The following is a 21755-nucleotide window of genomic DNA, read 5'->3' on the forward strand; positions in this document are numbered from 1 at the left end:
CCGCCTCCACCCTCCCGTCACCCTCCCTCCTCCACGGAAGGCCACCACCATGCCCGCGATCTCACCGCGCACCCGGCTCGCCACCGTCTCCGCCCTGACCGCGCTGGGCGCCTTCGCCTCCCTGGGCACCGCGACCGCCGCCGAGCCCGCGCTGAACGGCGAGTGGGCGCCCTTCACCCGCTGCCCCGTCGACGCGCCGGCGATGCTGGCCGCCGACGGCTTCGACAGGACCCCGCAGTGCGTGGTCTCCACCTCCTCCAGCGGCTCCATCAAGCTGGGCAAGACCACCGTGGTCACCGGGAAGACCAATCTGCAGCTCGGCGTCGTCCAGAAGGCGGACGGCACCAGCACCGTGGTCGCCCCCGCCTCCGGCGCGCTCGTCGCCGACTCCGCCACCGTGCCCGGCGGTCTGCTGGGCCTGATGTGCCCGAGCGACATCCCGGTGATCACGTCCATCTGCAAGACGCTCGACGACTCCACCCTCAACAGGATCACCGCGACCATGGAGTCCGTAGGCGCGCCGTACGCCTTCGACCAGACCGCCGGCGTCCTCACCGACATGCCCATCGTGGCCCTGCCGGTCCGCATCCACCTGGAGAACCCCCTCCTGGGCAGCAAGTGCTACATCGGGACGGCCGCCAACCCGGTCCTGCTGCGCCCCGAGAACCGGAACTACCCGGAGTTCGGCATGAGCTTCTACCGGGGTGACGGCACCGCCGACGAGGCCGGCGAGATGAGCCGGATCAACCTCACCGGCGCCACCCAGAACGACAGCGTCTTCTCGGTCCCCGCGGCCACCGGCTGCGGCCTGAACGTCGGCCTGATCAACGCCGCGGTCAACGCGAAGACCGGGCTGCCCTCGTCCTCCGGGAACAACAGCCTGACCCTCAACGACACCCGCACCCACCTCACCGGCCTCAACGCGCCCGGCACGGTCGCCCCCGACGCCGGAAAGGTCCTCGCCCGCAACTGGCACTCCGCTGTCCGGTAACGGCCACCCCGGGCAGCCATTCCGGCCAGCCCCGCGGCGGACCCCCGCAACCGTGCAGGAATTTTGACGAAATGGTGTACGCCACAAGGAATCTGATTTAGTTTCAGCGCTCCAGGACCGTCGCGACGCGGTGGCGCGGTCCGGGCGCCGTCCGGCCGGATGGCGGACGGCGCCCGGACGGCCCACCCCCCGCCGGACACGTCGGAGAGCAAGGGGTCACTCATGCCCGCAACCACCCGGCCCCTGCTGGCCGGTGAACCGCTCGAGCCGTTACCCAGGCAGTTCGCGGCCTTCATACGGCCGCAACTGCCCGCGCTGCTCAACGAGATACGGGCCGAGGTCACCCGCGCCTACCCGGTGTACGGCCGGCTGCTCAACGGCCCGGACGGGACCGCGATCCGCCAGGGCGTGGAACAGGCGCTGGTCGCCTTCGTGGACCGGGTCGCCGACCCGGGCAGGAGCGCGGAGCTCCGGGACCAGCTGCTGCGCCGGTTCGGCCGGGTGGAGGCGTACGAGGGCCGCGACCTGGAGACCCTGCAGAGCGCCTACCGGCTCGGCGCCCGGGTCGCGCTGCGCCGGGCCAAGACCATCGGGAGGCAGCACAACCTCTCCCCCGCCCTCATCCTCGCCTTCGCCGACGCCCTCTTCGCCTACATCGAGGAACTCGAGACGGTCACCCGTGAGGGTTACGCGGAGGTGCGGGAGCGGGCCGCGACCGAGGTGTCGGCGTTACGAAGACAGCTGCTGCACCTGATCCTGGCCTCGTCCGCGCCGCCCCAGACGACCGTCTCCGAGCTGTGCGAGGCCGCCGCCTGGGAACTGCCCCGGACGTGCACCCTCCTCGCCCTCCGCCCCCCGGTGCCGGACCACGTCCAGGCGGCCCTCGACGGCGACGTCCTCGCCGACTTCGACATCCCGCAGCCGCATCTGCTCGTCCCCGGCGACCTCACCCCGCAGCGCCTCGAGACGCTCGGCCCCGCGCTGGCCGGCGCCCGCGCCGTGGTGGGTCTGACCGTGCCGCTCGCACAGGCCGCCGACTCCCTGCGCTGGGCACGCCGGGTGCTGCAGTTCGTCGACGACGGTGTGGTCCCCGACGCCCCGCTGATCCGCTGCGAGGACCATCTGACCACGCTGTGGCTGCTCTCCGACCCGGCCCTCGTCGGCCACCTCGCGGCCCGCGAGCTGGCCCCGCTGGACGGGCTGCCGGCCAGCCGGCGCGACCGGCTCGTCGAGACGCTCCGGGTGCACATCTCCACCCGGGCGCCCGCCGAGCAGGTCGGGGAGATCCTGGGCGTGCACGCCCAGACCGTCCGCTACCGCCTGCGCAGTCTGGACGCCCGGCTGGGCGACCGGCTCGCCGACCCCGAACACCGTTTCGCCCTCGAGGTGGCGCTGCGCTCCCTCCACCTGCGCGACCGCGACGACGGGAGCGCTCCCGCGGGCAGATGAGCCACGCCGGCACGGGAGGAAACGGGCGTAACGGAGGCCTCGTGTGAACGGCGGGGTGCCGGTTCATGGACAATGACCCACCGGCACCCCGTGTGGCAGCACAAGCAGGAGGCGCTCCCTTGGAGCTCAGCAGGCGTACGTTCACCGCCCTGGCCGGTACGGCGGCGCTCGGTCTCGCGCTGGCCGGCAGCGGCGGGGCGGCGACCGGCACGCACGGGCCCCGCAGCGTGCCGACGGGCCCGCCGCCCCCTCCGCCGAGAGCGGACGGCAGGCGCCACCGGATCGGCCACGACGCGTACTCCCTGCTGGTCGACGGCCGGCGGCTGGTGCTGTGGTCCGGCGAGATGCACCCCTTCCGGCTGCCCAGCCCGTCCCTCTGGCGGGACGTGCTGCAGAAGCTGCGCGCCCACGGGCACAACGCGGTCGGCGTCCCCGTGCCGTGGAACCACCACTCCCCCGCGCCCGGCGTCCACGACTTCACCGGCGTGCGGGACCTCGACCTCTTCCTGCGCATGGCGGCCGAGGAGCGGCTGTACGTCGTCCTGCGTCCGGGGCCCTTCCTCGGGTCCGCCGACATCGACGCCGGCGGTCTCCCCGGGTGGCTGACGGCCGTCGGCGCCACTGCGGGGACCGCCGACCCGGAGTACCTGCGGCACGTCGACGAGTGGCTGAGCGCCGTCAACCGGATCGCCGTCCGGCACCTCTACACCGCCGGCGGCGGCACCGTGCTGCTGTACCAGGTCGAGGACGGGTTCGAGGTCCCGGACGGCGATCCGGCCGGGCGGGCCTACCTGACCCACCTGTACGCCAAGGCGCGCGCCGACCGCATCGACGTGCCGCTGTTCCACACGGACGCCCACTTCGGCGAGCGCCCGGACGGGCGGCCGTCGCCCGGCATGCTGTTCGCGGCGGCCGGCGGGGCCGCCGACCCGTGGGGCGGGGCCGTCTCCGGCGGCAAGGGGTACGCGGAGGTGCGGAGCGCCCACGACGCGGCCGAGCAGCGCAGCGGCCACCTCGCCCGACTCGCCGACGGCATCACCGTGCACAACGTCCGCATGGCGTTCGGCGGCACCTCCTGGGGCTGGCTGCCCGGACCGGGCGTCTACACCTCGTACGACTTCGGGGCGGCCGTCGACGAGGGCCGCCGGCCCACCCGGGAGATCGCCGCGGCGCAGCAGCTGGGCCATCTGCTGCGGTCCGTGCCCGATCTCGCCCGGCTGGACCCGGCGGAGGAGGTACGGGCGGAGGACGGCCGGCTGAAGGTGCGCCACCTGGCCAACCCCGACACCGGCGCGCAGGTGTACGTCCTGCGCAACGACTCGGCGGAGCCGGTGGACTCGCTGCTGCCGGACACCGCCGTCGAGGTGCCGGTCACCGTCGGCGCGCACGACGCCAAGCTGCTCGTCACCGGCCTCTCCCTGGGCCGGCGGCGGCTGGCGTTCACCACCGCGCAGCCCATGCTGAGCACGACGGTCGGGCGGCAGGACATCGCCCTGTTCGCGGGCCGCAGCGGTGAGACGGCGCACGTCGCGCTGGAGTGCGACTCCGAGCCGCTCACCTACCGGCTGGACGACGAGCCCGGCTGGTCCTACGACCGCGGCAGGCTGAACGTGGTGGTGCCGCTGGGCCCCGGCGGGCTGAGCCGGGTGCTGCTGGTGGGCGGGGACTCCGAGACGCCCATGGTGCTGCTGTTCGCCGACGACGCGACGGCGCTGCGCCTGTGGCCCTACGAGACGCCGTCCGGCTCGATGCTGGTCTACGGTCCGGCGCTGCTGCGTTCGGTCACCCTGCGCGGCGCCACCGCGCACCTCGTCGGCGACCTCGTCGGCGAGACCGGCCTGGAGGTGTGGGTGCCGCGCGGGATCACCGCGGTGACCTGGAACGGCCGGCAGGTGCGCACCCAGGTGAGCCGCGCCGGCAGCCTGGTGATGGAGGGGCTGCTGCCGGGCGTGCCGGAGGTGCGGCTGCCCGCGCTGGACGGCTGGCGCCGGCGGGCGGAGAACCCGGAGTCCGGGTCCGGCTTCGACGACTCGGACTGGACGGCCGCCGACCGCACGTCGTCGCACAGCACCACGCCGGTGCCCGACGGCGGTCCGGTGCTCTTCGCGGACGACTACGGCTTCCACCACGGCGACGTCTGGTACCGGGGCCGGTTCGAGGACACGCGCGGCCTGAAGACCGTGTCGCTCTCCTACAGCACCGGTACGCAGGGGCTGCTGATGGCCTGGCTGGACGGCCGTCCGCTGGGCACGCACCGCATGCCGGTGCCGGACGGGGACACGGCGGGGCGGGGCACCTGGACGGCGACGGCGTCCTTCGCCGTGCCGAAGAAGCTGCGCGGGAAGGGCCCGCACGTGCTGTCCGTGCTGGTACGGCCGATGCAGCACGACGGGGGCGACGGGACCGGGGGCGCGTACAAGGCCGCGCGCGGGCTCGTGTCCGTCCGGTTCGAGGGCGGTTCCCGCGAGGTGGAGTGGCGGATCCGGGGCGCCGGGTCGCCGGACCGGGTGCGCGGGCCGCTCAACGACGGCGGGCTGCACGGGGAGCGGGAGGGCTGGCACCTGCCGGGGTTCGACGACGGGGAGTGGCGGTCCGCCGGGTTCCCGCGCGAGGGCCGGCGGCAGGGCGTGACCTGGTACCGGACGGAGTTCCGGCTGGACGTCGATCCGGACGTGGACGCGTCGGTCGGGCTCACCCTCGAGGACGACCCGGAGCGCGCCTACCGGGTCCAGATCTTCCTCAACGGCTGGAACCTGGGCCAGTACATCAACGATGTGGGCCCGCAGCACACCTTCGTCCTGCCGAACGGGATCCTCCGCACACGGGGGCCCAACACACTGGCCCTGGCGGTGCTGTCCGACGGCACCACGCCGGCGGGGCCGGGCGAGGTGCGGCTGACGCTGCTGGGCGCGGCGCAGGGCGGCGTCGCGGTGGAGGCGGTGGACTCGCCGGGGAGGTGATCCGGCGGCGAGCCGGAAGGGCGGGCCCACCGCCGGGCGCGGTTCACGCCAGCCGGATCACGTTCCAGGAGAGCGGCTCCAGCACGGCGCCGAGCCGGCCGTCGGCCAGGGTCGTGCCCTCGGCCGTGTGCGGGGTGACCCGCTCGGGCTCGGCGAGGGTGTTGCGGGCGTCGGGGTCGGCGTCCGCGAGGACGCTGTGCTCGACGACCTCGGTGAGGCCGAGGCCGCCCAGGGCGATGTCGAGGGACAGGGACTCGGTGCGGCCGCGGTTGACGGCGAAGACGGTGACCGTGCCGTCCTCGGCGCGTACCGCGGTGGCGTGCAGCAGGTCGGTCTCGCCGTACTTCTTCGTCGGGTACGTCGGCGAGTCCACGCGGACGTCGAGGACTTCGCCGCGCCCGTACCGGGAGGCCTGGGCGAACGGGAAGAACGTCGTCTGCCGCCAGGCCGGGCCGCCGGGCTCGGTCATGATCGGGGCGATCACGTTGACGAGCTGGGCGAGGCAGGCGACGGTGACCCGGTCCGCGTGCCGGAGCAGGGCGATCAGGAGCGAGCCGAAGACGACGGCGTCGGTGACGCTGTAGTTGTCCTCCAGCAGGCGCGGGGCCTCGGGCCAGTCGAGGGCGCTCACCTGGGCTTCGGTGCGGGACAGGTACCAGACGTTCCACTCGTCGAAGGAGAGGTTGATCTTCTTCTTGGACTTGAGGCGGGCGCCGACGTGGTCGCAGGTGGCGACGACGTTCTCGATGAAGGACTCCATGTCGACGGCGGAGGCCAGGAAGGAGTCGACGTCGCCGTCGAGCGGCTCGTAGTAGGCGTGCAGGGAGATGTGGTCGACCAGGTCGTAGGTCTCCCGCAGGACGGTCGCCTCCCACTCGGCGAAGGTGTCCATGGACTGGCCGGAGGAACCGCAGGCGACGAGTTCCACGCCGGGGTCGATCTGGCGCATGGCGCGGGCGGTCTCGGCGGCGAGCCGGCCGTACTCCTCGGCGGTCTTGTGCCCGGTCTGCCAGGGGCCGTCCATCTCGTTGCCGAGGCACCACATGCGGATGCCGAACGGGTCCTTGTCGCCGTGCTCGGCGCGCAGGTCCGAAAGGGCCGTCCCGGAGGGGTGGTTGGCGTACTCCTGGAGTTCGAGGGCCTCGGCGACCCCGCGCGTGCCGAGGTTGACCGCCATCATGGGCTCGGCCTGGGGGCCGATCTTCTTCAGGAACGCGATGTACTCGGAGAGGCCGAAGCGGTTGGTCTCGGTGGAGCGCCAGGCCAGGTCGAGGCGCCGGGGGCGGTCCTCGACGGGGCCCACGGAGTCCTCCCACCGGTAGCCGGAGACGAAGTTGCCGCCGGGGTAGCGGATGGCGGTGACGCCGAGTTCGCGGACCAGTTCCAGGACGTCCTGGCGCAGGCCCTCCGCGTCCGCGGCGGGGTGGCCGGGTTCGAAGATGCCGGTGTAGACGCAGCGGCCCAGGTGTTCCACGAAGGAGCCGAAGAGACGGGGGTTGACTTCGCCGACGGTGAAGGCGGGGTCGAGCGTGAAGCGGGCGGTGCGCATGGGGTCCTCTCGGTGCGGGGTGCGTCGGGGCGTGGCGGTCACTGGCCGGCCAGACCGGTGTGGGCGACGCCCGCCACGATCTGGCGCTGGAAGAAGACGAAGACGACGATCAGCGGCAGGCCGGCCATGAGGCCGCCGGCCATGAGCTGGGCCCACTGGATGCCGTAGGAGTTCATGACGGTCGCGATGCCGTTCGGCATGGTCATCAGGTCGGGGTTGTTGGTGACCATGTAGGGCCACAGGAAGTTGTTCCACGAGCTGATGAAGGTGAAGATGCCGACCGCCGCGAGCGAGGGGCGGGAGAGCGGCACGACGATCGTGAGGAAGACGCGCCAGCGGCCGGCGCCGTCGATGAAGGCGGCCTCCTCCAGTTCGCGCGGGACGCCCTGGAAGAACTTGTAGAGGATGTAGACCATCGCGGCGGGCGCGCACTGCGGCAGGATCATGCCCCAGTAGGTGTCGACCATCCCCATCTGCTGGACGGTGGTGAAGAGGGGGACGCCGAGTACCGCCGGGGAGACCATGAGGCCGGCCATCACCACGCCCAGCAGGACGCCCTTGCCGCGGAACTCGGTGCGGGCGAAGCCGTATCCGGCCAGTGCGCTGACCACCAGCACGATCGCCGTCACGCACACGGACACCACCAGCGAGTTCACGAACCAGTTGGTGATGTTGCCGTTCTCGAGGAGCGCCGACCAGGCCTGGCCGGTCCAGTCCCGCGGCAGCCAGTGCGGGGGTACCTCGACGGCCTCGGTCTCGGACTTGAGCGAGGTGAACAGGGCCCAGGCAAGCGGGGCCAGGAACACGGCGGAGACGGCGGTGCCGAGGAGGGTGAGGACGATCTGGCCGGGTGTCCAGGCCTTGCGCTGCCCGACCGGTTTCTGCGGTGCGGCGGTGGTCATCGGCCGCCCTCCTCACGGTTGCGCAGCAGCCAAATCCGGGCGAGGGCGACGGCCGCGATGATCACGAAGAAGATGATGGAGACGGCGGAGGCGTAGCCCACGCGGTAGCTGGTGAAGCCCTGTTCGAGGGTGTACTGCACGAAGGTGCGGGTGGATTCCTCGGGGCCGGGGAGGAAGTCCTGCATCACCACGGCCTGGTCGAAGACCTGGAGCGAGGCGAGGATCTGCAGGGCGACGACCAGGCCGGTGATGTGGCGCAGCATCGGCAGCGTGATGTGGACGGCGCGCTGCCAGGCGCCCGCGCCGTCGAGCTTGGCGGCCTCGTAGAGGTGGGCGGGGATGCCCTGGAGGGCGGCGAGGTAGAGCAGGAAGCTGAAGCCGACGGTCCACCACAGGGTGGCGAGGACGATGGCGAGCATGGCGTACGACTTGTCGGTGAGCCAGGGCGTGTCGAGGCCGAAGACGTGGTTGATCATGCCGGTGCCGGGGTTGAACAGCCACTGCCAGAGGTTGGCGGCGACGGTGGACGGCAGCAGGAACGGCAGGAAGAAGCAGAGCCGCCACAGCCATTTCCCGCGTTCGATGTGGTGGGCGAGCATCGCGAGGAGGAAGGCGAGGACGGTGATGCAGGGCACCACGAGCAGCGTGAACCAGGCGCTGTGGCCGAGGGAGTCCCACACCAGGGGGTCGTCGAGGGCCTCGCGGTAGTTGTCGAGGCCGACGAAGCGTGCGCCGTCGCCGGAGATGTTGGCGTCGGTGAGGCTGAGGTGGACGCCGCGCAGCAGCGGCCAGACCACGAAGAGCGCGAACAGGGCGAGGAACGGGGCGATGAACCAGCCGCCGTGCTGGAAGCCCTGCCTGCGGCGGGGGGCGGCGCCGGCTGCGGCGGTGTGCGCGCGTGCCGGGCGGATGACGGTCCCTGCGCTGGTCGTCGTCATGCGACGGCACCTCCCTGCGCGGCGGTGCGGCCGTCCATGGGGTTCTTCATGGCGAGGAGCTGGGTGAGGGTGCTCTTCATCCGGCCGGCGGCGGTGTCCGGCGCGGCGGATCCGGTCGTGGAGGAGACGACGACGGGGCCGACGCGCTGGGCGAGGATGCCGGTGGAGCCGGCGAACCAGACCTTGGGCTCGGTGGCCTGGTGGTCCATGGCGGAGACGTACTCGCTCTGCGGCTCGAGCTTCCGGTACGCGTCCGTGGACAGGGTGGGGGTGTGGGCGGGGATGTGTCCGCCGGCGGCCCACTGCCGGGCGTGCCGCACGATGTGGACGGCGAGCCGGTGGGCGGCCTCGTTGGCGGCGCCGCCGCGGCCGGACTGGTGCGGGAGCACGAAGGCGTGCGACTCGGCGTGGGTGGCCTGCTTCCCGAAGACCGGCGGCAGGGGTGTCGCCCCGTACTCGACCTTCGCGGTGTCGAAGACCGGCACGGACCAGTTGCCCTCCCAGACGAAGGGGGCCCCGTTGACGAACTGTTCGGCGCCCGCGCCGCCGCCGAATCCCGGGTTGGCGTAGCCGTCGCCGACGTGCCGGCGGAGGAACTCCAGGACCTGGGTGGCCTTGTCGGTGTCGAAGGTGACCTCGGTGTTGGCCTCGTCGAACCAGGTGCCGCCGAGCTGGGTGTAGAAGGCGACGAAGAACCACCACTGGAAGTTCTGGTCGTTGTGCCACAGGCCGATGGTCTGCAGCCCCTTCGCGGTGGCCTTCCTGGCCTCCTTGAGCACGTCGAACCACTCGTCCACCGACGTCACCGGCGTCAACCTGCCGTCGGCGCCGAGCAGTCCGGCCTTCTTCAGGACGTCCTTGCGGTAGAAGCAGAGCTGGACGTGGATGTCGAGGGGGAGCGCGTAGAGCCTGCCGTCGACGACGGCGCGTTTCCACAGCTCGGGGTTGAAGTCGCTCTCCTTGACGCCGTATTCGGCGAGCAGGCCGACGTCCCAGGGGTCCAGGAGGCGGCCGGGTGAGAAGCCGGTGACGCGGCCCAGGTGCATGACGCCGAGGTCGGGGGCGCGGTTGCCCGCGGCGGCCATGGCGAGCTTGGTGTAGAAGGGGCTGCCCCACTGGAGGGTGGAGTCCTTCACGTCGATGCCGGGGTGGGCCGCCCGGAAGGAGTCCAGCATCGCGATCATGTTGTAGCCGTCGCCGCCGCTGAAGAGGTTCCAGTAGCGCACCCGGGTGTCGGCTCCGGAGGCGAGCGCGTCGGCCCCGGTCCCGAGCGCCGCGAAGCCGAAGCTCCCGGCGACCGTCAACCCGCCTGCTCCGGCGAGGAATTGCCTGCGATTCAGGCCAGGTCGTCCCATGCCCTGCCTCATCTGCTCGAGATGGATCGTTCGGCTTGTTCGACATATCGAATAACGCCCGTAACTTCGAACGGGACCGTAGGTGGGAAGCGCTTTCACGTCAATGGTTCGGACGCGAACCCGGGACGGGACTTTTTCGTGTGCCGCACACGCATGACGCGGACACGCCGGGCCGCGTAGGCTCGAACGGCCTTGCGTGCGGCGGCGGTCCCGGCCGGCGCCCCGGCCGCCGTCCGCACGAACGAACCGCCGAAGGTCACCGAGTGACCGCGCCTCACCCGGAACTGGCCGGGAGGGCACCCGACTTGGCATATTGCACAGGTGACCGGGCAACACCCAGGGGAACAGGGAGACAGCGGTGCGTACCAGGAAGGAGATGCGTCGTCTCGCTGACGCCCTCATCGACCCCATCCAGGTGGCCGTCCCGGCCGATCCCGAGGTGCTCTTCGACGCCCTGGTCGCCTCCGTCAGCGCGTGGCGCGGACGTGACGTGGTCGTCCACCGGGCGGCGTTCCCGCCGCACACCGCGAGCGGGCTGTGGCTGGAGCGCGAGGGCCACGACGACGTGGTGGTGGACGAGCGGGCCGCCGTGTGGCACCAGATCGTGATCTTCTGCCACGAGGTGTGGCACATGAACCGCCGGGAGGCGGACTCGGCCGCCGACGGGCAGCCCGTGACCGTCGCCGCGCGCACCGACTTCAGCCTGGCGGAGGAGCAGGAGGCCGACCGCTTCGGCATGCTGATGGGCCGCCGGCTGCGCATCTGGCTGGAGGCCTCCACCGACTCGGTGTACGCGGCCGAGGGCGGCGCCCCCGGCAGTCCCCCGGACCTCGCCGGACGCATCGGGGCCGCGCTCAACCACCGCGGGACGAAGAGATGAGCGGCCTCGTCAACTACGTCAGCTGCGGCGTGCTGTGGGCCGGGCTGCTGGTGAAGGCCCCCGATCTGCTGCGGCACCGGCGCGACCCGTATCTGCGGTCCATCTGCGCCGTACTGGGGCTGGCGGGGCTGTGCTTCTTCCTGGGGGCGCCGCCCACGGTCGGCGCCGTCAACCGGATCGGCGGGGTGCCGAACCTCGCGGCGCCCCTCACCTACGCGGCGATCACCGGGTACTGCGCCGCCTCCCAGGTCCTCATCGTGCGCTGGCGCGGCGGGCCCCGGGTGCACCGCACCGCCCGCCGCTGGATGCTCGCCTACGCCGGGGTGGTGCTCGGCATCGCGGTGACCTTCGCCCTCGGCGACGCGCCCGTGGAGCGCCGCACCGACCTGGACACCTACTACGCGACGACCCCGTTCATCGCCGAGATGATCGTGCTGTACCTGGTCGCGCACCTCGCGGCGGTGACGGTCACCACGGTGTCGTCGCTGCGCTGGGCGCGCCGGGTGCGCGGCGGGCTGCGGGCGGGGCTGGTCCTGCTCGGCACCGGTTCGCTGTGCGGCGCCGGGTACAGCCTGGCCAAGCTGATCGCGGTGGGCGCCCGCTGGGCCGGGGAGGACTGGTCGGCGCTCGGCACCGCCGTCTCCCCGGCGGCCGCCGGCCTGGGCGCCCTGCTGACGGTGGTCGGGGTGCTGGTGCCGCTGGTGGCGCCCCGGGTCGCCGAGGCACGGCGGGCACGGCGGACGTACGCCCGCCTCGAGCCGCTGGAGCGGGCGCTGGACGATCTGCTGACCCGGCGGACGCTGCGGCTGCCCCGGCCCCGGCTCGCCTCCCCCACCACCCGTCTGGTGTGGCGGCAGACCAGCGTCCACAACGCGCTGAGCCATCTGGACGCCTACTTCGACGCCGGGCTGTACGAGCGGACCCGGTCCCGGGCGCTGGCGGCGACGGGCGACGAGGACCGGGCCGAGGCGGCCGCGTGGGCGGCGGTGATCGGCGCGGCGGTGCGGGCCGAGGCGGATCCGGGTCACCGGGTCCCGCCGCCCGACGGCGCCGGCCGGCCGCTCGGCCGGGTGCCGGGCCCGGCCGCCCTGGTGCGGATCGCGGACGCGGTGGCCGGCACGGCCCCGCTGCCTGAGCCCGCCGCGGTGCCGAGCGGCACGGCCCCGGCGGGGACCGCGTGAGCCGGGGCCCGGGCGGAAGGAGCCGTCCGGCATGAGTCTCGTGGTCTATCTGGCGGCCTTCGTGTTCGGGATGACGTCCGTGGTGCTGTTCCGCCGCCCGCGCACGGCCGCCCGGCGCAACCCGCTGACCCTGTCCACCTGCGCGGCGATCGTCCTGGGCGCCCTGGTCCTGGTGTGCGCCGCGCCGGCCACCCTGGGCACCGTCAACGCGCTCACCGGCGTCCCCAACTTCGGGGCCCCGCTGACCTACGGGATGCTCTCCGCGTACAGCTGCTCCGTGCTGGTGCTGCTGATCCACTGGCGGGGCGGGTCCCGGGAGCGGGTGCGGCGCATGGTGCTGCGCAGCGTCGCCGCGTACGGGGTGCTGGTGGTCGCCATCGTCGTGCTGTTCCTGCTCGCCGAGGCGGACACCGAGCGGCTGACCGACCTCGACACCTACTACGCCAACACCCCGTTCATGCGGGAGATGATCCTGCTCTACCTGCTCGGGCACAGCGCGGCGATGCTGGTGATGTGCGCCGTCTGCGTCAAGTGGGGGCGCGAGGTCGGCGGGGTGCTGCGGACCGGGCTGCGGCTGATCCTGGTGGGGGCGCTGCTGGACCTGGTGGGGTTCCAGCTGGCCAAGTACACGGCGGTGGTGGCCCGTTGGGCGGGGCACGACCTGGACTTCCTGTCCACCACGCTCGCCCCGCCGATGGCCTCGCTGGCCGCGCTGCTGTGCTCCGCGGGGTTCGCGCTGCCGAGGCTCCAGCCGTCCGCGGTCGCCCACTGGCGGGGGCTGGCCGACTACCGGCGGCTGGCTCCGCTGTGGTACCTGGTGCGGTCGGCGTCCACCGCGCCCAAGCCGCCGGCCACCTGGTGGCAGCTGCCGCAGGCGCGGCTCCAGTGGCGCGAGGTGTCGATCCACGACGCGCTGCTGGCGCTGGCGCCGTACTTCGACCACCGGGTCCGCGAGCGGGTGCGGGACGACGCCCTGCGCGCGGGCCGCTCCCCCCACGAGGCGCGTCTCGTGTCGGAGGCGGCCATGCTCACCGACGCGGCGCGCCGGGCCGCCGCCCGCGAGGAACCGCCCGAGACCCCGGGGACGTACCGGCTGCACGCCACCGAGGTCTCCGGCACCGGCGGACTGGTGGAACTGGCCCAGGCCCTGCACCGTCCGCCCGCCGCGCGGGACGGCGCGGCGCCGTCCTCCCTGACCGGATCCGTGAGCGAACCCGAGGAGCCCCATGTCGCGTAGAGCTGTCGTCATCGGTGCCGGCCTGGCCGGCATGCTGGCCGCGGCCGTCCTGTCCCGCGCGGGAGCGGACGAGGTGGTCGTGCTGGACCGGGACGAGCTGCCCGAGGGGCCGGAGCACCGCAAGGGGCTGCCGCAGGGGCGGCACGCGCATCTGCTGATGGCGGGCGGCATGGACGCGATGGAGGAACTGCTGCCGGGCGTACGGCCGCGCAAGCGGCTGCTCGCCGCCGGGGCGCACGAGATCCCGCTCAACTCCGGCATGCTGGCGCTGACTTCGGAGGGCTGGCTGCGGCGGTGGCGGCGCGAGGGGCCGGTCATGGTGACGTGCAGCCGGGCCCTGGTCGACTGGGTGGTGCGGTCGGCGGTGAGGGAGCAGACCGCCGTCGAGATCCGCAAGGCGGCCGTGGTGGGGCTGGCCGGCTCCGCGTCACGGGTGCGGGGGGTGCGGATCGCGGCGCCCGGCGGGGATACGGACCTCGAGGCGGACCTGGTGGTCGACGCGAGCGGGCGCGGCACACGGATCGTCAGCTGGCTGGACGGGCTCGGGCTGAGCGGCGTCCAGGAGCGGGCGGTGGACTCCGGCCTGGTCAACGCGTCGCGCGTGTACCGGGTGCCGGACGGGGCGGAACGGTTCCCGCTGACGATCGTGCAGGCCGACCCGTACGCGTCCCGGCCCGCGCGCAGTGCGATGGTCATGCCGATCGAGGGCGGCCGCTGGCTGGTGAGCTGCGGTGGCTCGCGGGGCGGTGAACCCCCGGCGGATCCGGAGGGGTTCCTCGCGTACACGCTCGCGCTGCCCGATCCGATCGTGGGGCGGCTGATCTCCGGGGCGCAGCCGCTGACCGACGTGCATCTGAGCCGGTCGACGAGCAATGTGCGGCGGTACCTGGAGAGGATGCCGCGGTGGCCGGAGGGCCTGGTGGTCCTCGGGGACGCGCTGACCACGTTCAATCCGGCGTACGGGCACGGCATGTCGGTCGCCGCGTTCGGCGCGCGGGTCCTGGACCGGGAGCTGGCCCGCGGCGGCATGGGCGCGCCGGGTCTGGCCCGGCGGGTGGTGCGGGGGGCGGCGCACGCGGCGGACCCGGCGTGGTCGATGGCCGTCGGCCAGGACGTGCTCTATCCGGGGGTGCGGGGCGGGGCGCCGGGGGCCGGCGACCGGGTGGTGACGGCGTACACGCGGCGGATGACGCGGGCGGCCACGGGCTCGTACGCGGCGGCCTCGGCGATCTGGGACGTCACCAGTCTGCGGACGCCGCCGGGGCGGATGTTCCGGCCGGACGCGCTGCTGGCGGCGGCGGTCGGGTCTCCGCTGCCGCCGTCCACGGAGCCGCCGCTGACGCCGGGTGAGCGGGAGGTTCTGCGGGGGCTGGACCGCACGGGGGTGTGAGCGTGGGGGCGTTGAAACGCCGGAGGGGCTGAATTCAGCCCCTCCGGCGTTTGCCGGGAACGGTTCAGCCCGCGAAGGCCGGCTGGGGGAAGCCCGTGCCCGCTTCCGGGACGACCAGGAGGGAGCCCGCCAGCGGGTGCGGGGAGGTCAGCCCCACCCGCGCCGTGGTGATGTACAGATCGCGCAGGCCGGGCCCGCCGAACGCGCAGGCCGTGACCCGCGGCACCGGAAGCCGTATCTCCCGGTCCAGCTCACCGGAGGGCGTGTACCGCCGCACCGCGCCCCCGTCCCACAGCGCCACCCACACGCAGCCGTCCGCGTCCACGCACAGCCCGTCCGGGAAGCCCGCCCCGTCCTCGATCGTCACCAGGCGGCGCCGCCCGGTGATCCTGCCGTCCGCCTCGCCGACGTCGAAGACGTCGACCCGGCGGGTGGGCGAGTCGACGTAGTACATCAGCCGTCCGTCCGGGCTCCAGCCGGTCCCGTTGCTCACCGCCACGTCGTCGAGCAGGACCCGGACCGTGCCGTCGCCGGTGACGCGGGAGAGGGTGCCTCCGCAGGGCGCCTCGTCGTACCGCATGGTGCCCGCCCAGAGGCTGCCGTCGGGGGCGACCGCGGCGTCGTTGGCGCGGCGGCCGGGGACGACCTCGCGGTGCAGCCAGCGGAAGGCGCCGTCGGGGTCGAGCAGGCCGATGCCGTCCCGCAGGTTGAGGACGAGGCCGCCGCCCGCGCGGGGCTTGACGGCGCCCACGTGCTGGCCGGTGCGGCGCACGGTGCGCCGGCCGGTGGCCGGGTCGTAGGTGTGGACGCGGGAGCCGAGGATGTCGATCCACAGGAGGCGGCCGGCCGCCGCGTCCCAGGTCGGGCCCTCGCCCAGGGCGGCCTCCGCGCGGACCGCCACGTCGAAGCCGTTGGTCATGCGACGCTCCGGTGGCCCAGGCGCTCGGACAGTTCGGCAGCGCCCTTCGCGGCGAGCTGTTCCAGCTCGCCCACCCGCTCGTCGGTCCAGCGGATCATCGGTACGGAGATGGACAGCGCGGCGACCACCTGTCCGGTGCGGTCCCGCACGGGGGCGGCGACGCAGGAGACGTCCGGGTTGGACTCGCGGCTCTCCACGGCCACGCCCCGGGCGCGGATCTCCGCAAGGGTCTCGCGCAGGGCGGCCGGGTCGGTGATGCTGTTGGGGGTCATCGCGATCAGCTCGGCGTCGTCGGGCAGGCGCGCGGTGAGTTCGTGCTCGGGGAGGGAGGCCAGCAGCATCTTGCCGACGGAGGTGCAGTGGGCGGGGAGCCTGCGGCCCGCCGCCGACACCATGCGCACGGCGTGCGTGGAGTCCACCTTGGCGATGTAGATGACGTCGGTGTCCTCCAGGATCGCCACGTGCACCGTCTCGTCGCAGGTCTCGGCGACCGAGCGGGCGACCTGCTGGCCCTCGGCGGCGAGGTCGAGGTGCTCGGCGTAGCGGGCGCCGAGCTGGTACGGGCGTACGCCGAGCCGGTAGCGTCCGGGCTGGCCGGCCACCGGGACGATGTACTTCCGGGCGGCGAGGGTGGTCACCAGCTCGTGGACGGTGGTGCGCGGCAGCTGGAGGCGGCGCACGATGTCCGGGGCGGAGAGCGTCCCGTCCCCGTCGAGGAAGAGCTCGAGAATGTCGAGAGCCCGGGTCACGGCTGGTACGAGGCGTCCCACGACCGGCCCCCTCCCTATGTGTCTCAGGCGCCTGCGGCTCTCGTTCGAGATTTCAACAGGCGATCGGAATGGCGAACACACAGGCTAGCCATACGTGCCCACCCGGGCAATGGCCCGGGCCCCCGGAGCCGGACGCCCGCCGGTCGGCCACCGCCCCGGGAAGTCCCCGGTGCGCGACGATGGATCCCGTGCCCACCGGACGACGCCCCACCGCCCCGTTCACCCCGCTCGACTTCCAGCTGGTGCTGCTGCGCCGCATGGCCGACCACAATCCCGGCCCCGTGGAGGACGCCCGGCACCGGCTGGGCGTCTCCCTCGCAGACATGCGCGAGGCCAACAGGCGCTGGCAGGCGATGGTCCGCTCGCCCCGCCCCCGCCCGGCCCTGTCGCGCTACCGTTCCGTGCTCGGCGAGCCGGAGTCCCGGACCCCGCGCAGGATCGGCGACCTCGACTGCGAGGCCTGGCAGTGGCCGCTCCCGCTCTGGCCCGGTCTGCGCTTCGAGGTGCTGACTCCGGCGTCCGGCGGCGCGGTGTGGAACGAGTGGCTGGTCCGCGCGCCGGGCGCGCCCGCGCCCGGGCTGCGCACGGTGGAGGACCTCACGCCCTGGTCCTGCACGGTCGACGAGGCCGCCCGCGCCTTCGCGCCCGCCCGGCCGCTGGAGGGCACGGCCCCGACGCGCTGGGGTCTGGCCTTCACCGCCCCCGACGCGGCGGGCGTACCGCAGGAGGTGGTCGCCGAGTTCACGTGGGGGCTGCTGCAGCGCACGGCGGTCAGCGAGCGGCGGCGGCCCTGAGGATCTCGTCCACGACCCTCGGCACCGACCCCGGGTGCAGCCACAGGAACAGGTTCGGCTCCACCAGTTCCAGCTCCATCACCCGCGGCATGCCGTCCTCGCCGTCCACGAGGTCGACCCGCGCGTACAGCAGATCGGGCACCCCCGGCACGGCGGCCAGCGCCTTCCCGGCGACGGCGGTCTCCTCGGGCGTCGGGGTCCAGTCGGACAGTCCCGGATGGGCGACCTTGCGCCGGTCGTAGGGCGTGCCGGGGGCGAGCACGGCCCCCTTGCGACTGGCGTGCAGCAGGGTGCCCCCGAAGTACTGCAGCGCCCGCTCGCCCGCGGTGTCGATGCCTCGCACATAGGGCTGCACCATCGCGGTGAGCCCGTCGGCGTGCATGCGCCGCAGGTGCCGTACGGCGGTGTCGTGCTCGTCGGGGGTGTAGCGGGCGGCGAACCGGGCGCCCGCGCCGGACGCCGGCTTCACCACGTACTCGTGCGCGTCGGGGAGGTCGAGCGGATCGCCCGCCGCGATGTACCGGGTCTCCACCACCGGCACCCCGGCACCGGCGAGGTCCGCCAGGTACCGCTTGTCGGTGTTCCACCGCACCACGTCCGCCGGGTTGGCCAGCCGGGTGAGCGCGCCGCACCGCTCGGCCCACGCGGTGAACTCCGCCGCCCGCCAGCTGTAGTCCCAGGTGGACCGGATCACGGCGAGGTCGAAACCGGACCAGTCCACGTCGCCGTCGTCCCACACCTCGGCGGACGCCTCGGCCCCGGCCTCCCGGAGTGCGCGCACCAGCCCCGGCAGATCCCGGTCCTCGGCGGTCTCGGGGCCGGGCCGGCAGGTCACCAGCGCGATACGGGGCACGGCGGCTCCCTCCTCGTTCCTCGTGGTTCCTCGTGCGAACAGCTGATCGACGTGCAGGCTAACAACCGTCGCGGGAGCCGCGACAGGCCGCTTGACCTTCACCTTCGGGGAAGCCCCAGCATCGGTGGCGAACAAGGAACACGGCACGCGGAACGACGAGACGGACGGGGACCCATGGAGATGCTGACGATCGGCGCGTTCGCGCGTGCGTGCCGGCTGACCCCGAAGGCGCTGCGCCTGTACGACGAGCTGGACCTGCTGCGCCCCGCCCGGGTGGACCCCGACACGGGCTACCGCTACTACGCGGCGGACCAGCTGGAGCAGGCCCGGCTGGTGGCCTGGCTGCGACGGCTGGGCATGCCGCTCGCCGGGATCCGTCACATCCGCTCGCTGGACTCCGGCGCCGCCGCCGCGGAGATACGGGCGTACTGGGCCCGGGTCGAGGCGGAGACGGCGGTACGGCGGGACCTCGCCGCGTTCCTGGTCGATCACCTGACGGAAGAACCGGGAAGGGACACCACCATGACCACTCTGGAGCTGCGCTACCGCGCCCACTCCGACCGGGGCCTCGTCCGCCCCGCCAACCAGGACACCGCGTACGCGGGCCGCCGGCTGCTGGCCGTGGCCGACGGCTTCGGCCCGGCGGGCGCCACGGCGAGCGGCGCGGCGGTGGAGGCGCTGCGGTTCCTGGACAGCCGGGAGACACCGGCGGGCGGGATCCTCAACCTGCTGGAGGACGCGGTGCGGGACGCCGCGCGGGCGGTGCGCGACGCGGCGGACGGCGCGGAGGAGGCGGGCACCACGCTCACCGCCATGGTGTGGACGGGCTCCCGTCTCGCCCTGGTCCACATCGGGGACTCCCGCGCCTATCTGCTCCGCGACGGCGAGCTGTTCCGCGTCACCCACGACCACACGGTGGTCCAGTCGATGCTCGACGAGGGCCGGCTGACGCCCGAGGAGGCCGCCTCCCACCCCCAGCGCACGCTGCTCCTGAAGGCCCTGACCGGCACGGAGTCCACGACGGCCGTCCCCGACCTGCGCCTGCACGACGCCCGCCCCGGCGACCGCTACCTGCTGTGCTCCGACGGCCTCCCGTCCGTCGTCGACGACGACACGATCGGGGAGCTGCTGGGCACCGCCCCGACCCCGGACGAGGCGGTCGACGCCCTGATCGCCGCGGCCAACGGGGCCGGAGGCCCGGACAACATCAGCTGCGTGGTCGCGGACGTGGTGGAGTCGGCGGGCTAGCGCCCCCCCGCCTCCTCCTCGGGGTCCCAGTCCAGCAGGCGCACCTTGGCGACGGTGCGGACGTGGCGGCGCATGGCCGTGGCCGCCTGCCGGGGGTGGCCGTCCGCGATCGCGTCGAGGATGGCCCGGTGCTGGGCCAGGGAGCGGTGCGGGCGGCCCGGCTGGCGCAGGGATTCCGTGCGGCTCTCGGCGATCTGCGCGGCGATGGAGCGCATGAACTCCGCGAGCAGGCCGGAGTGGGCGGCCGCCGTGACCGCCGCGTGGAACAGGCGGTCGCCCTCCACGCCGTGACCGCCCGCCTCGATCTCCCCGGCCATGTGCCCGAGCGCGGAGCGCATCGCGGTCAGGTCGTCGTCCGTGCGGCGCTCGGCGGCGAGTTCGGCGAGCTTCGTCTCCAGCGCCTCCCGGGCCTCCAGCACGTCGGGGAGGCGCCGGCGGCGTTCCACCATCCGGTCGACCGGCTCGACGTTCAGGCTGTCCCGTACCAGATAGGTGCCGCCGCCGTGCCGGGCCTCCACCAGGCCCTGGACCTCCAGGACCACGATCGCCTGCTTCACCGAGGCGCGGCTGACGCCGAGCCGCTGGGCCAGGTCCCGTTCGGGCGGGAGGCGGTCGCCGGACCGCAGGCCGCCCTCGGTGACGTACTGGCGCAACCGGTCCAGCACCTGCTCGTACAGGCGCTGTTTCGTCATGGGGCGCAGGGCGTCGGTCACGGAGTCCCCCTCTCGTCGCGAGATTAGCACCGGGGCCCGCCCAGTGGCCGAGTGGCTGAGCCAATTCCTGCGCGACCCCTTGACGCCCCCTCCGCCGGGCCCCACTCTTTCCAGCCAAACGGACCGCACCACTCCAGCGACCAAGTGGTTCAGCCACTCAGCCAATCGGGAGCCCGTATGTCCCCCGAACTCATCTCCGTCCTCGTCCTGGCGGTGGTGTTCGTCATCGCCACCACCCGCTCCGTCAACATGGGCGCGCTGGCCTTCGCCGCCGCCTTCGGGGTCGGCACGCTCGTGGCCGACCTCGACGCGGACGGCGTCTTCGCCGGGTTCCCCGGTGATCTCTTCGTCGTCCTGGTCGGCGTCACCTATCTCTTCGCCATCGCCCGCGCCAACGGCACCACCGACTGGCTGGTGCACGCGGCCGTCCGGATGGTACGGGGGCGGGTGGCGCTGATCCCCTGGGTGATGTTCGCCCTCACCGGGGCGCTGACCGCGATCGGCGCGGTCAGTCCGGCCGCCGTCGCGATCGTCGCGCCGATCGCGCTGAGCTTCGCCGCCCGGTACCGGATCAGCCCGCTGCTGATGGGCGCGATGGTGGTGCACGGCGCGCAGGCCGGGGGCTTCTCCCCGATCAGCATCTACGGCTCCATCGTCAACGGCATCGTCGAGCGCGAGAAGCTCCCCGGCAGCGAGGTCACCCTGTTCCTCGCCTCACTGCTGGTGAACCTGGTCATCGCCGCCGTGGTCTTCGTCGTCTGCGGAGGGCTGAAGCTGTGGCGCCAGGGAGCCGTGACCGGGGAGGCCCTGCCCGCCCCCGGCGGCACGGGCGCCGACGACGGCCCCGCCACCGGCGGTACGGGGACGGGCGGCGCGGGCCCCGAAGCCGGGACCCGTACCGCCCCCGCCCCCACCGCCGTCGCCACCCGCCCGGAGGCTCCCCCGGCCGGGGCGCTCACCGCTCCCGTGGTCGCCACCCTCGTCTCTCTGGTCGCCCTCGTCGTCGCCGTCCTCGGCTTCGACCTGGACGCGGGTCTCACCGCGATCACCCTCGCCGTCGTGCTGAGCACCGCCTGGCCGGAGGACAGCCGCAGGGCGGTCGGCCAGATCGCCTGGCCCACCGTGCTGCTGATCTGCGGTGTCCTCACCTACGTCGGCGTCCTGGACGAGATGGGCACGATCACCTGGGCCGGTGAGGGCGTCGGCGGCATCGGCGTCCCGCTGCTCGCCGCGGTGCTGCTCTGCTACATCGGCGCGATCGTGTCGGCGTTCGCCTCCTCCGTCGGCATCATGGGCGCGCTGATCCCGCTGGCCGTGCCGTTCCTCGCGCAGGGTGAGATCGGGGCCGTGGGCATGGTGGCCGCGCTCGCGGTGTCGGCGACGGTCGTGGACGTGAGCCCGTTCTCCACCAACGGCGCGCTGGTCCTGGCCGCCGCCCCGGACGTGGACCGCGAACGCTTCTTCCGGCAGCTGATGGCGTACGGCGGGATCGTGGTCGCGGCGGTACCGGCGGCGGTGTGGCTGGTGATGGTGGTGCCCGGGTGGGGGTAGGTCCCGGGCGGAGCCGTGTCCCTGGTGGCACGGACGGCGACGGCAGACGAACGACGGCGATCCAAGGAGTACCCA

At 73.5% G+C, this 21755-nt stretch carries 18 protein-coding genes; 10 read left to right on the top strand and 8 right to left on the bottom strand.

The window, feature by feature from the left end; all coding sequences use genetic code 11:
- The first annotated feature begins 49 nt into the window (after window positions 1-49).
- From CNQ36_RS11135 to CNQ36_RS11145, 3 genes are all read left to right on the top strand, one after another.
- Entirely contained in the window at window positions 50-991 is a 942-nt protein-coding gene (locus tag CNQ36_RS11135; protein WP_121545872.1) for a hypothetical protein, read from the top strand.
- A gap of 222 nt (window positions 992-1213) precedes the next feature.
- On the top strand, window positions 1214-2440 hold the full coding sequence (locus CNQ36_RS11140) for a PucR-like N-terminal domain-containing protein (RefSeq protein ID WP_121548428.1): 1227 nt from the start codon (window positions 1214-1216) through the stop codon (window positions 2438-2440).
- 119 nt (window positions 2441-2559) lie between these two features.
- A complete protein-coding gene (locus CNQ36_RS11145; RefSeq protein ID WP_121545873.1) occupies window positions 2560-5400 on the top strand; it encodes a glycoside hydrolase family 35 protein in 2841 nt (946 codons plus the stop codon).
- A gap of 43 nt (window positions 5401-5443) precedes the next feature.
- On the opposite strand, the gene arfA is transcribed toward CNQ36_RS11145, so the two are convergent.
- The 4 genes from arfA to CNQ36_RS11165 are packed head-to-tail and all read right to left on the bottom strand — an operon-like array spanning window position 5444 to window position 10144.
- On the bottom strand, window positions 5444-6949 hold the full coding sequence (gene arfA / locus CNQ36_RS11150) for an arabinosylfuranosidase ArfA (RefSeq protein WP_121545874.1): 1506 nt from the start codon (window positions 6947-6949) through the stop codon (window positions 5444-5446).
- A gap of 38 nt (window positions 6950-6987) precedes the next feature.
- A complete protein-coding gene (locus CNQ36_RS11155) occupies window positions 6988-7851 on the bottom strand; it encodes a carbohydrate ABC transporter permease (protein ID WP_121545875.1) in 864 nt (287 codons plus the stop codon).
- A complete protein-coding gene (locus CNQ36_RS11160; protein ID WP_121545876.1) occupies window positions 7848-8789 on the bottom strand; it encodes a carbohydrate ABC transporter permease in 942 nt (313 codons plus the stop codon). The genes CNQ36_RS11155 and CNQ36_RS11160 overlap by 4 nt, the downstream gene beginning before the upstream one ends.
- Window positions 8786-10144: an extracellular solute-binding protein gene (locus CNQ36_RS11165; RefSeq protein ID WP_121545877.1), complete on the bottom strand. Its 1359-nt coding sequence runs from the start codon at window positions 10142-10144 to the stop codon at window positions 8786-8788. The genes CNQ36_RS11160 and CNQ36_RS11165 overlap by 4 nt, the downstream gene beginning before the upstream one ends.
- 358 nt (window positions 10145-10502) lie before the next feature.
- On the opposite strand from CNQ36_RS11165, the gene CNQ36_RS11170 reads away from it, so the two are divergent.
- The 4 genes from CNQ36_RS11170 to CNQ36_RS11185 are packed head-to-tail and all read left to right on the top strand — an operon-like array spanning window position 10503 to window position 14832.
- Window positions 10503-11024: a toxin gene (locus CNQ36_RS11170; RefSeq protein ID WP_121545878.1), complete on the top strand. Its 522-nt coding sequence runs from the start codon at window positions 10503-10505 to the stop codon at window positions 11022-11024.
- Window positions 11021-12205, top strand: coding sequence for an MAB_1171c family putative transporter (locus tag CNQ36_RS11175; protein ID WP_121545879.1), 1185 nt, complete (start codon window positions 11021-11023; stop codon window positions 12203-12205). Before CNQ36_RS11170 ends, CNQ36_RS11175 begins: the two co-directional genes overlap by 4 nt.
- Before the next feature lie 31 nt (window positions 12206-12236).
- On the top strand, window positions 12237-13442 hold the full coding sequence (locus tag CNQ36_RS11180; RefSeq protein WP_121545880.1) for an MAB_1171c family putative transporter: 1206 nt from the start codon (window positions 12237-12239) through the stop codon (window positions 13440-13442).
- Complete coding sequence (locus tag CNQ36_RS11185) at window positions 13432-14832, top strand: FAD-dependent monooxygenase (protein ID WP_121545881.1); 1401 nt, start codon at window positions 13432-13434, stop codon at window positions 14830-14832. Before CNQ36_RS11180 ends, CNQ36_RS11185 begins: the two co-directional genes overlap by 11 nt.
- 64 nt (window positions 14833-14896) lie before the next feature.
- Here the strand turns inward: CNQ36_RS11185 and CNQ36_RS11190 are convergent, their stop codons facing one another.
- Together CNQ36_RS11190 and CNQ36_RS11195 are read right to left on the bottom strand one after the other, a co-directional pair.
- Window positions 14897-15751, bottom strand: coding sequence for an SMP-30/gluconolactonase/LRE family protein (locus CNQ36_RS11190; RefSeq protein ID WP_121545882.1), 855 nt, complete (start codon window positions 15749-15751; stop codon window positions 14897-14899).
- Window positions 15748-16521 carry an IclR family transcriptional regulator gene (locus CNQ36_RS11195; protein WP_121545883.1) on the bottom strand — a complete coding sequence of 258 codons (774 nt, stop codon included), beginning with the start codon at window positions 16519-16521 and terminating at the stop codon, window positions 15748-15750. The genes CNQ36_RS11190 and CNQ36_RS11195 overlap by 4 nt, the downstream gene beginning before the upstream one ends.
- Before the next feature lie 179 nt (window positions 16522-16700).
- On the opposite strand from CNQ36_RS11195, the gene CNQ36_RS11200 reads away from it, so the two are divergent.
- The gene (locus tag CNQ36_RS11200) at window positions 16701-17315 is read left to right on the top strand and encodes a hypothetical protein (RefSeq protein WP_121545884.1); all 615 of its coding nucleotides are present in this window, start codon (window positions 16701-16703) and stop codon (window positions 17313-17315) included.
- On the opposite strand, the gene CNQ36_RS11205 is transcribed toward CNQ36_RS11200, so the two are convergent.
- Window positions 17293-18168 carry an ATP-grasp domain-containing protein gene (locus CNQ36_RS11205; protein ID WP_121545885.1) on the bottom strand — a complete coding sequence of 292 codons (876 nt, stop codon included), beginning with the start codon at window positions 18166-18168 and terminating at the stop codon, window positions 17293-17295. The two genes, CNQ36_RS11200 and CNQ36_RS11205, sit on opposite strands and share 23 nt — an antisense overlap.
- A 174-nt stretch (window positions 18169-18342) precedes the next feature.
- Between CNQ36_RS11205 and CNQ36_RS11210 the strand changes: the two genes are divergently transcribed.
- The gene (locus CNQ36_RS11210; RefSeq protein ID WP_121545886.1) at window positions 18343-19416 is read left to right on the top strand and encodes a MerR family transcriptional regulator; all 1074 of its coding nucleotides are present in this window, start codon (window positions 18343-18345) and stop codon (window positions 19414-19416) included.
- Here CNQ36_RS11210 and CNQ36_RS11215 read toward each other — a convergent pair.
- Entirely contained in the window at window positions 19413-20129 is a 717-nt protein-coding gene (locus tag CNQ36_RS11215; protein ID WP_121545887.1) for a FadR/GntR family transcriptional regulator, read from the bottom strand. The genes CNQ36_RS11210 and CNQ36_RS11215 overlap by 4 nt on opposite strands.
- A 177-nt stretch (window positions 20130-20306) precedes the next feature.
- Between CNQ36_RS11215 and CNQ36_RS11220 the strand changes: the two genes are divergently transcribed.
- Window positions 20307-21680 carry an SLC13 family permease gene (locus CNQ36_RS11220; protein ID WP_121545888.1) on the top strand — a complete coding sequence of 458 codons (1374 nt, stop codon included), beginning with the start codon at window positions 20307-20309 and terminating at the stop codon, window positions 21678-21680.
- Window positions 21681-21755: the final 75 nt, after the last annotated feature.

Source organism: Streptomyces fungicidicus (assembly GCF_003665435.1).
In the GTDB taxonomy this organism is placed as follows: Bacteria; Actinomycetota; Actinomycetes; order Streptomycetales; family Streptomycetaceae; genus Streptomyces; species Streptomyces fungicidicus.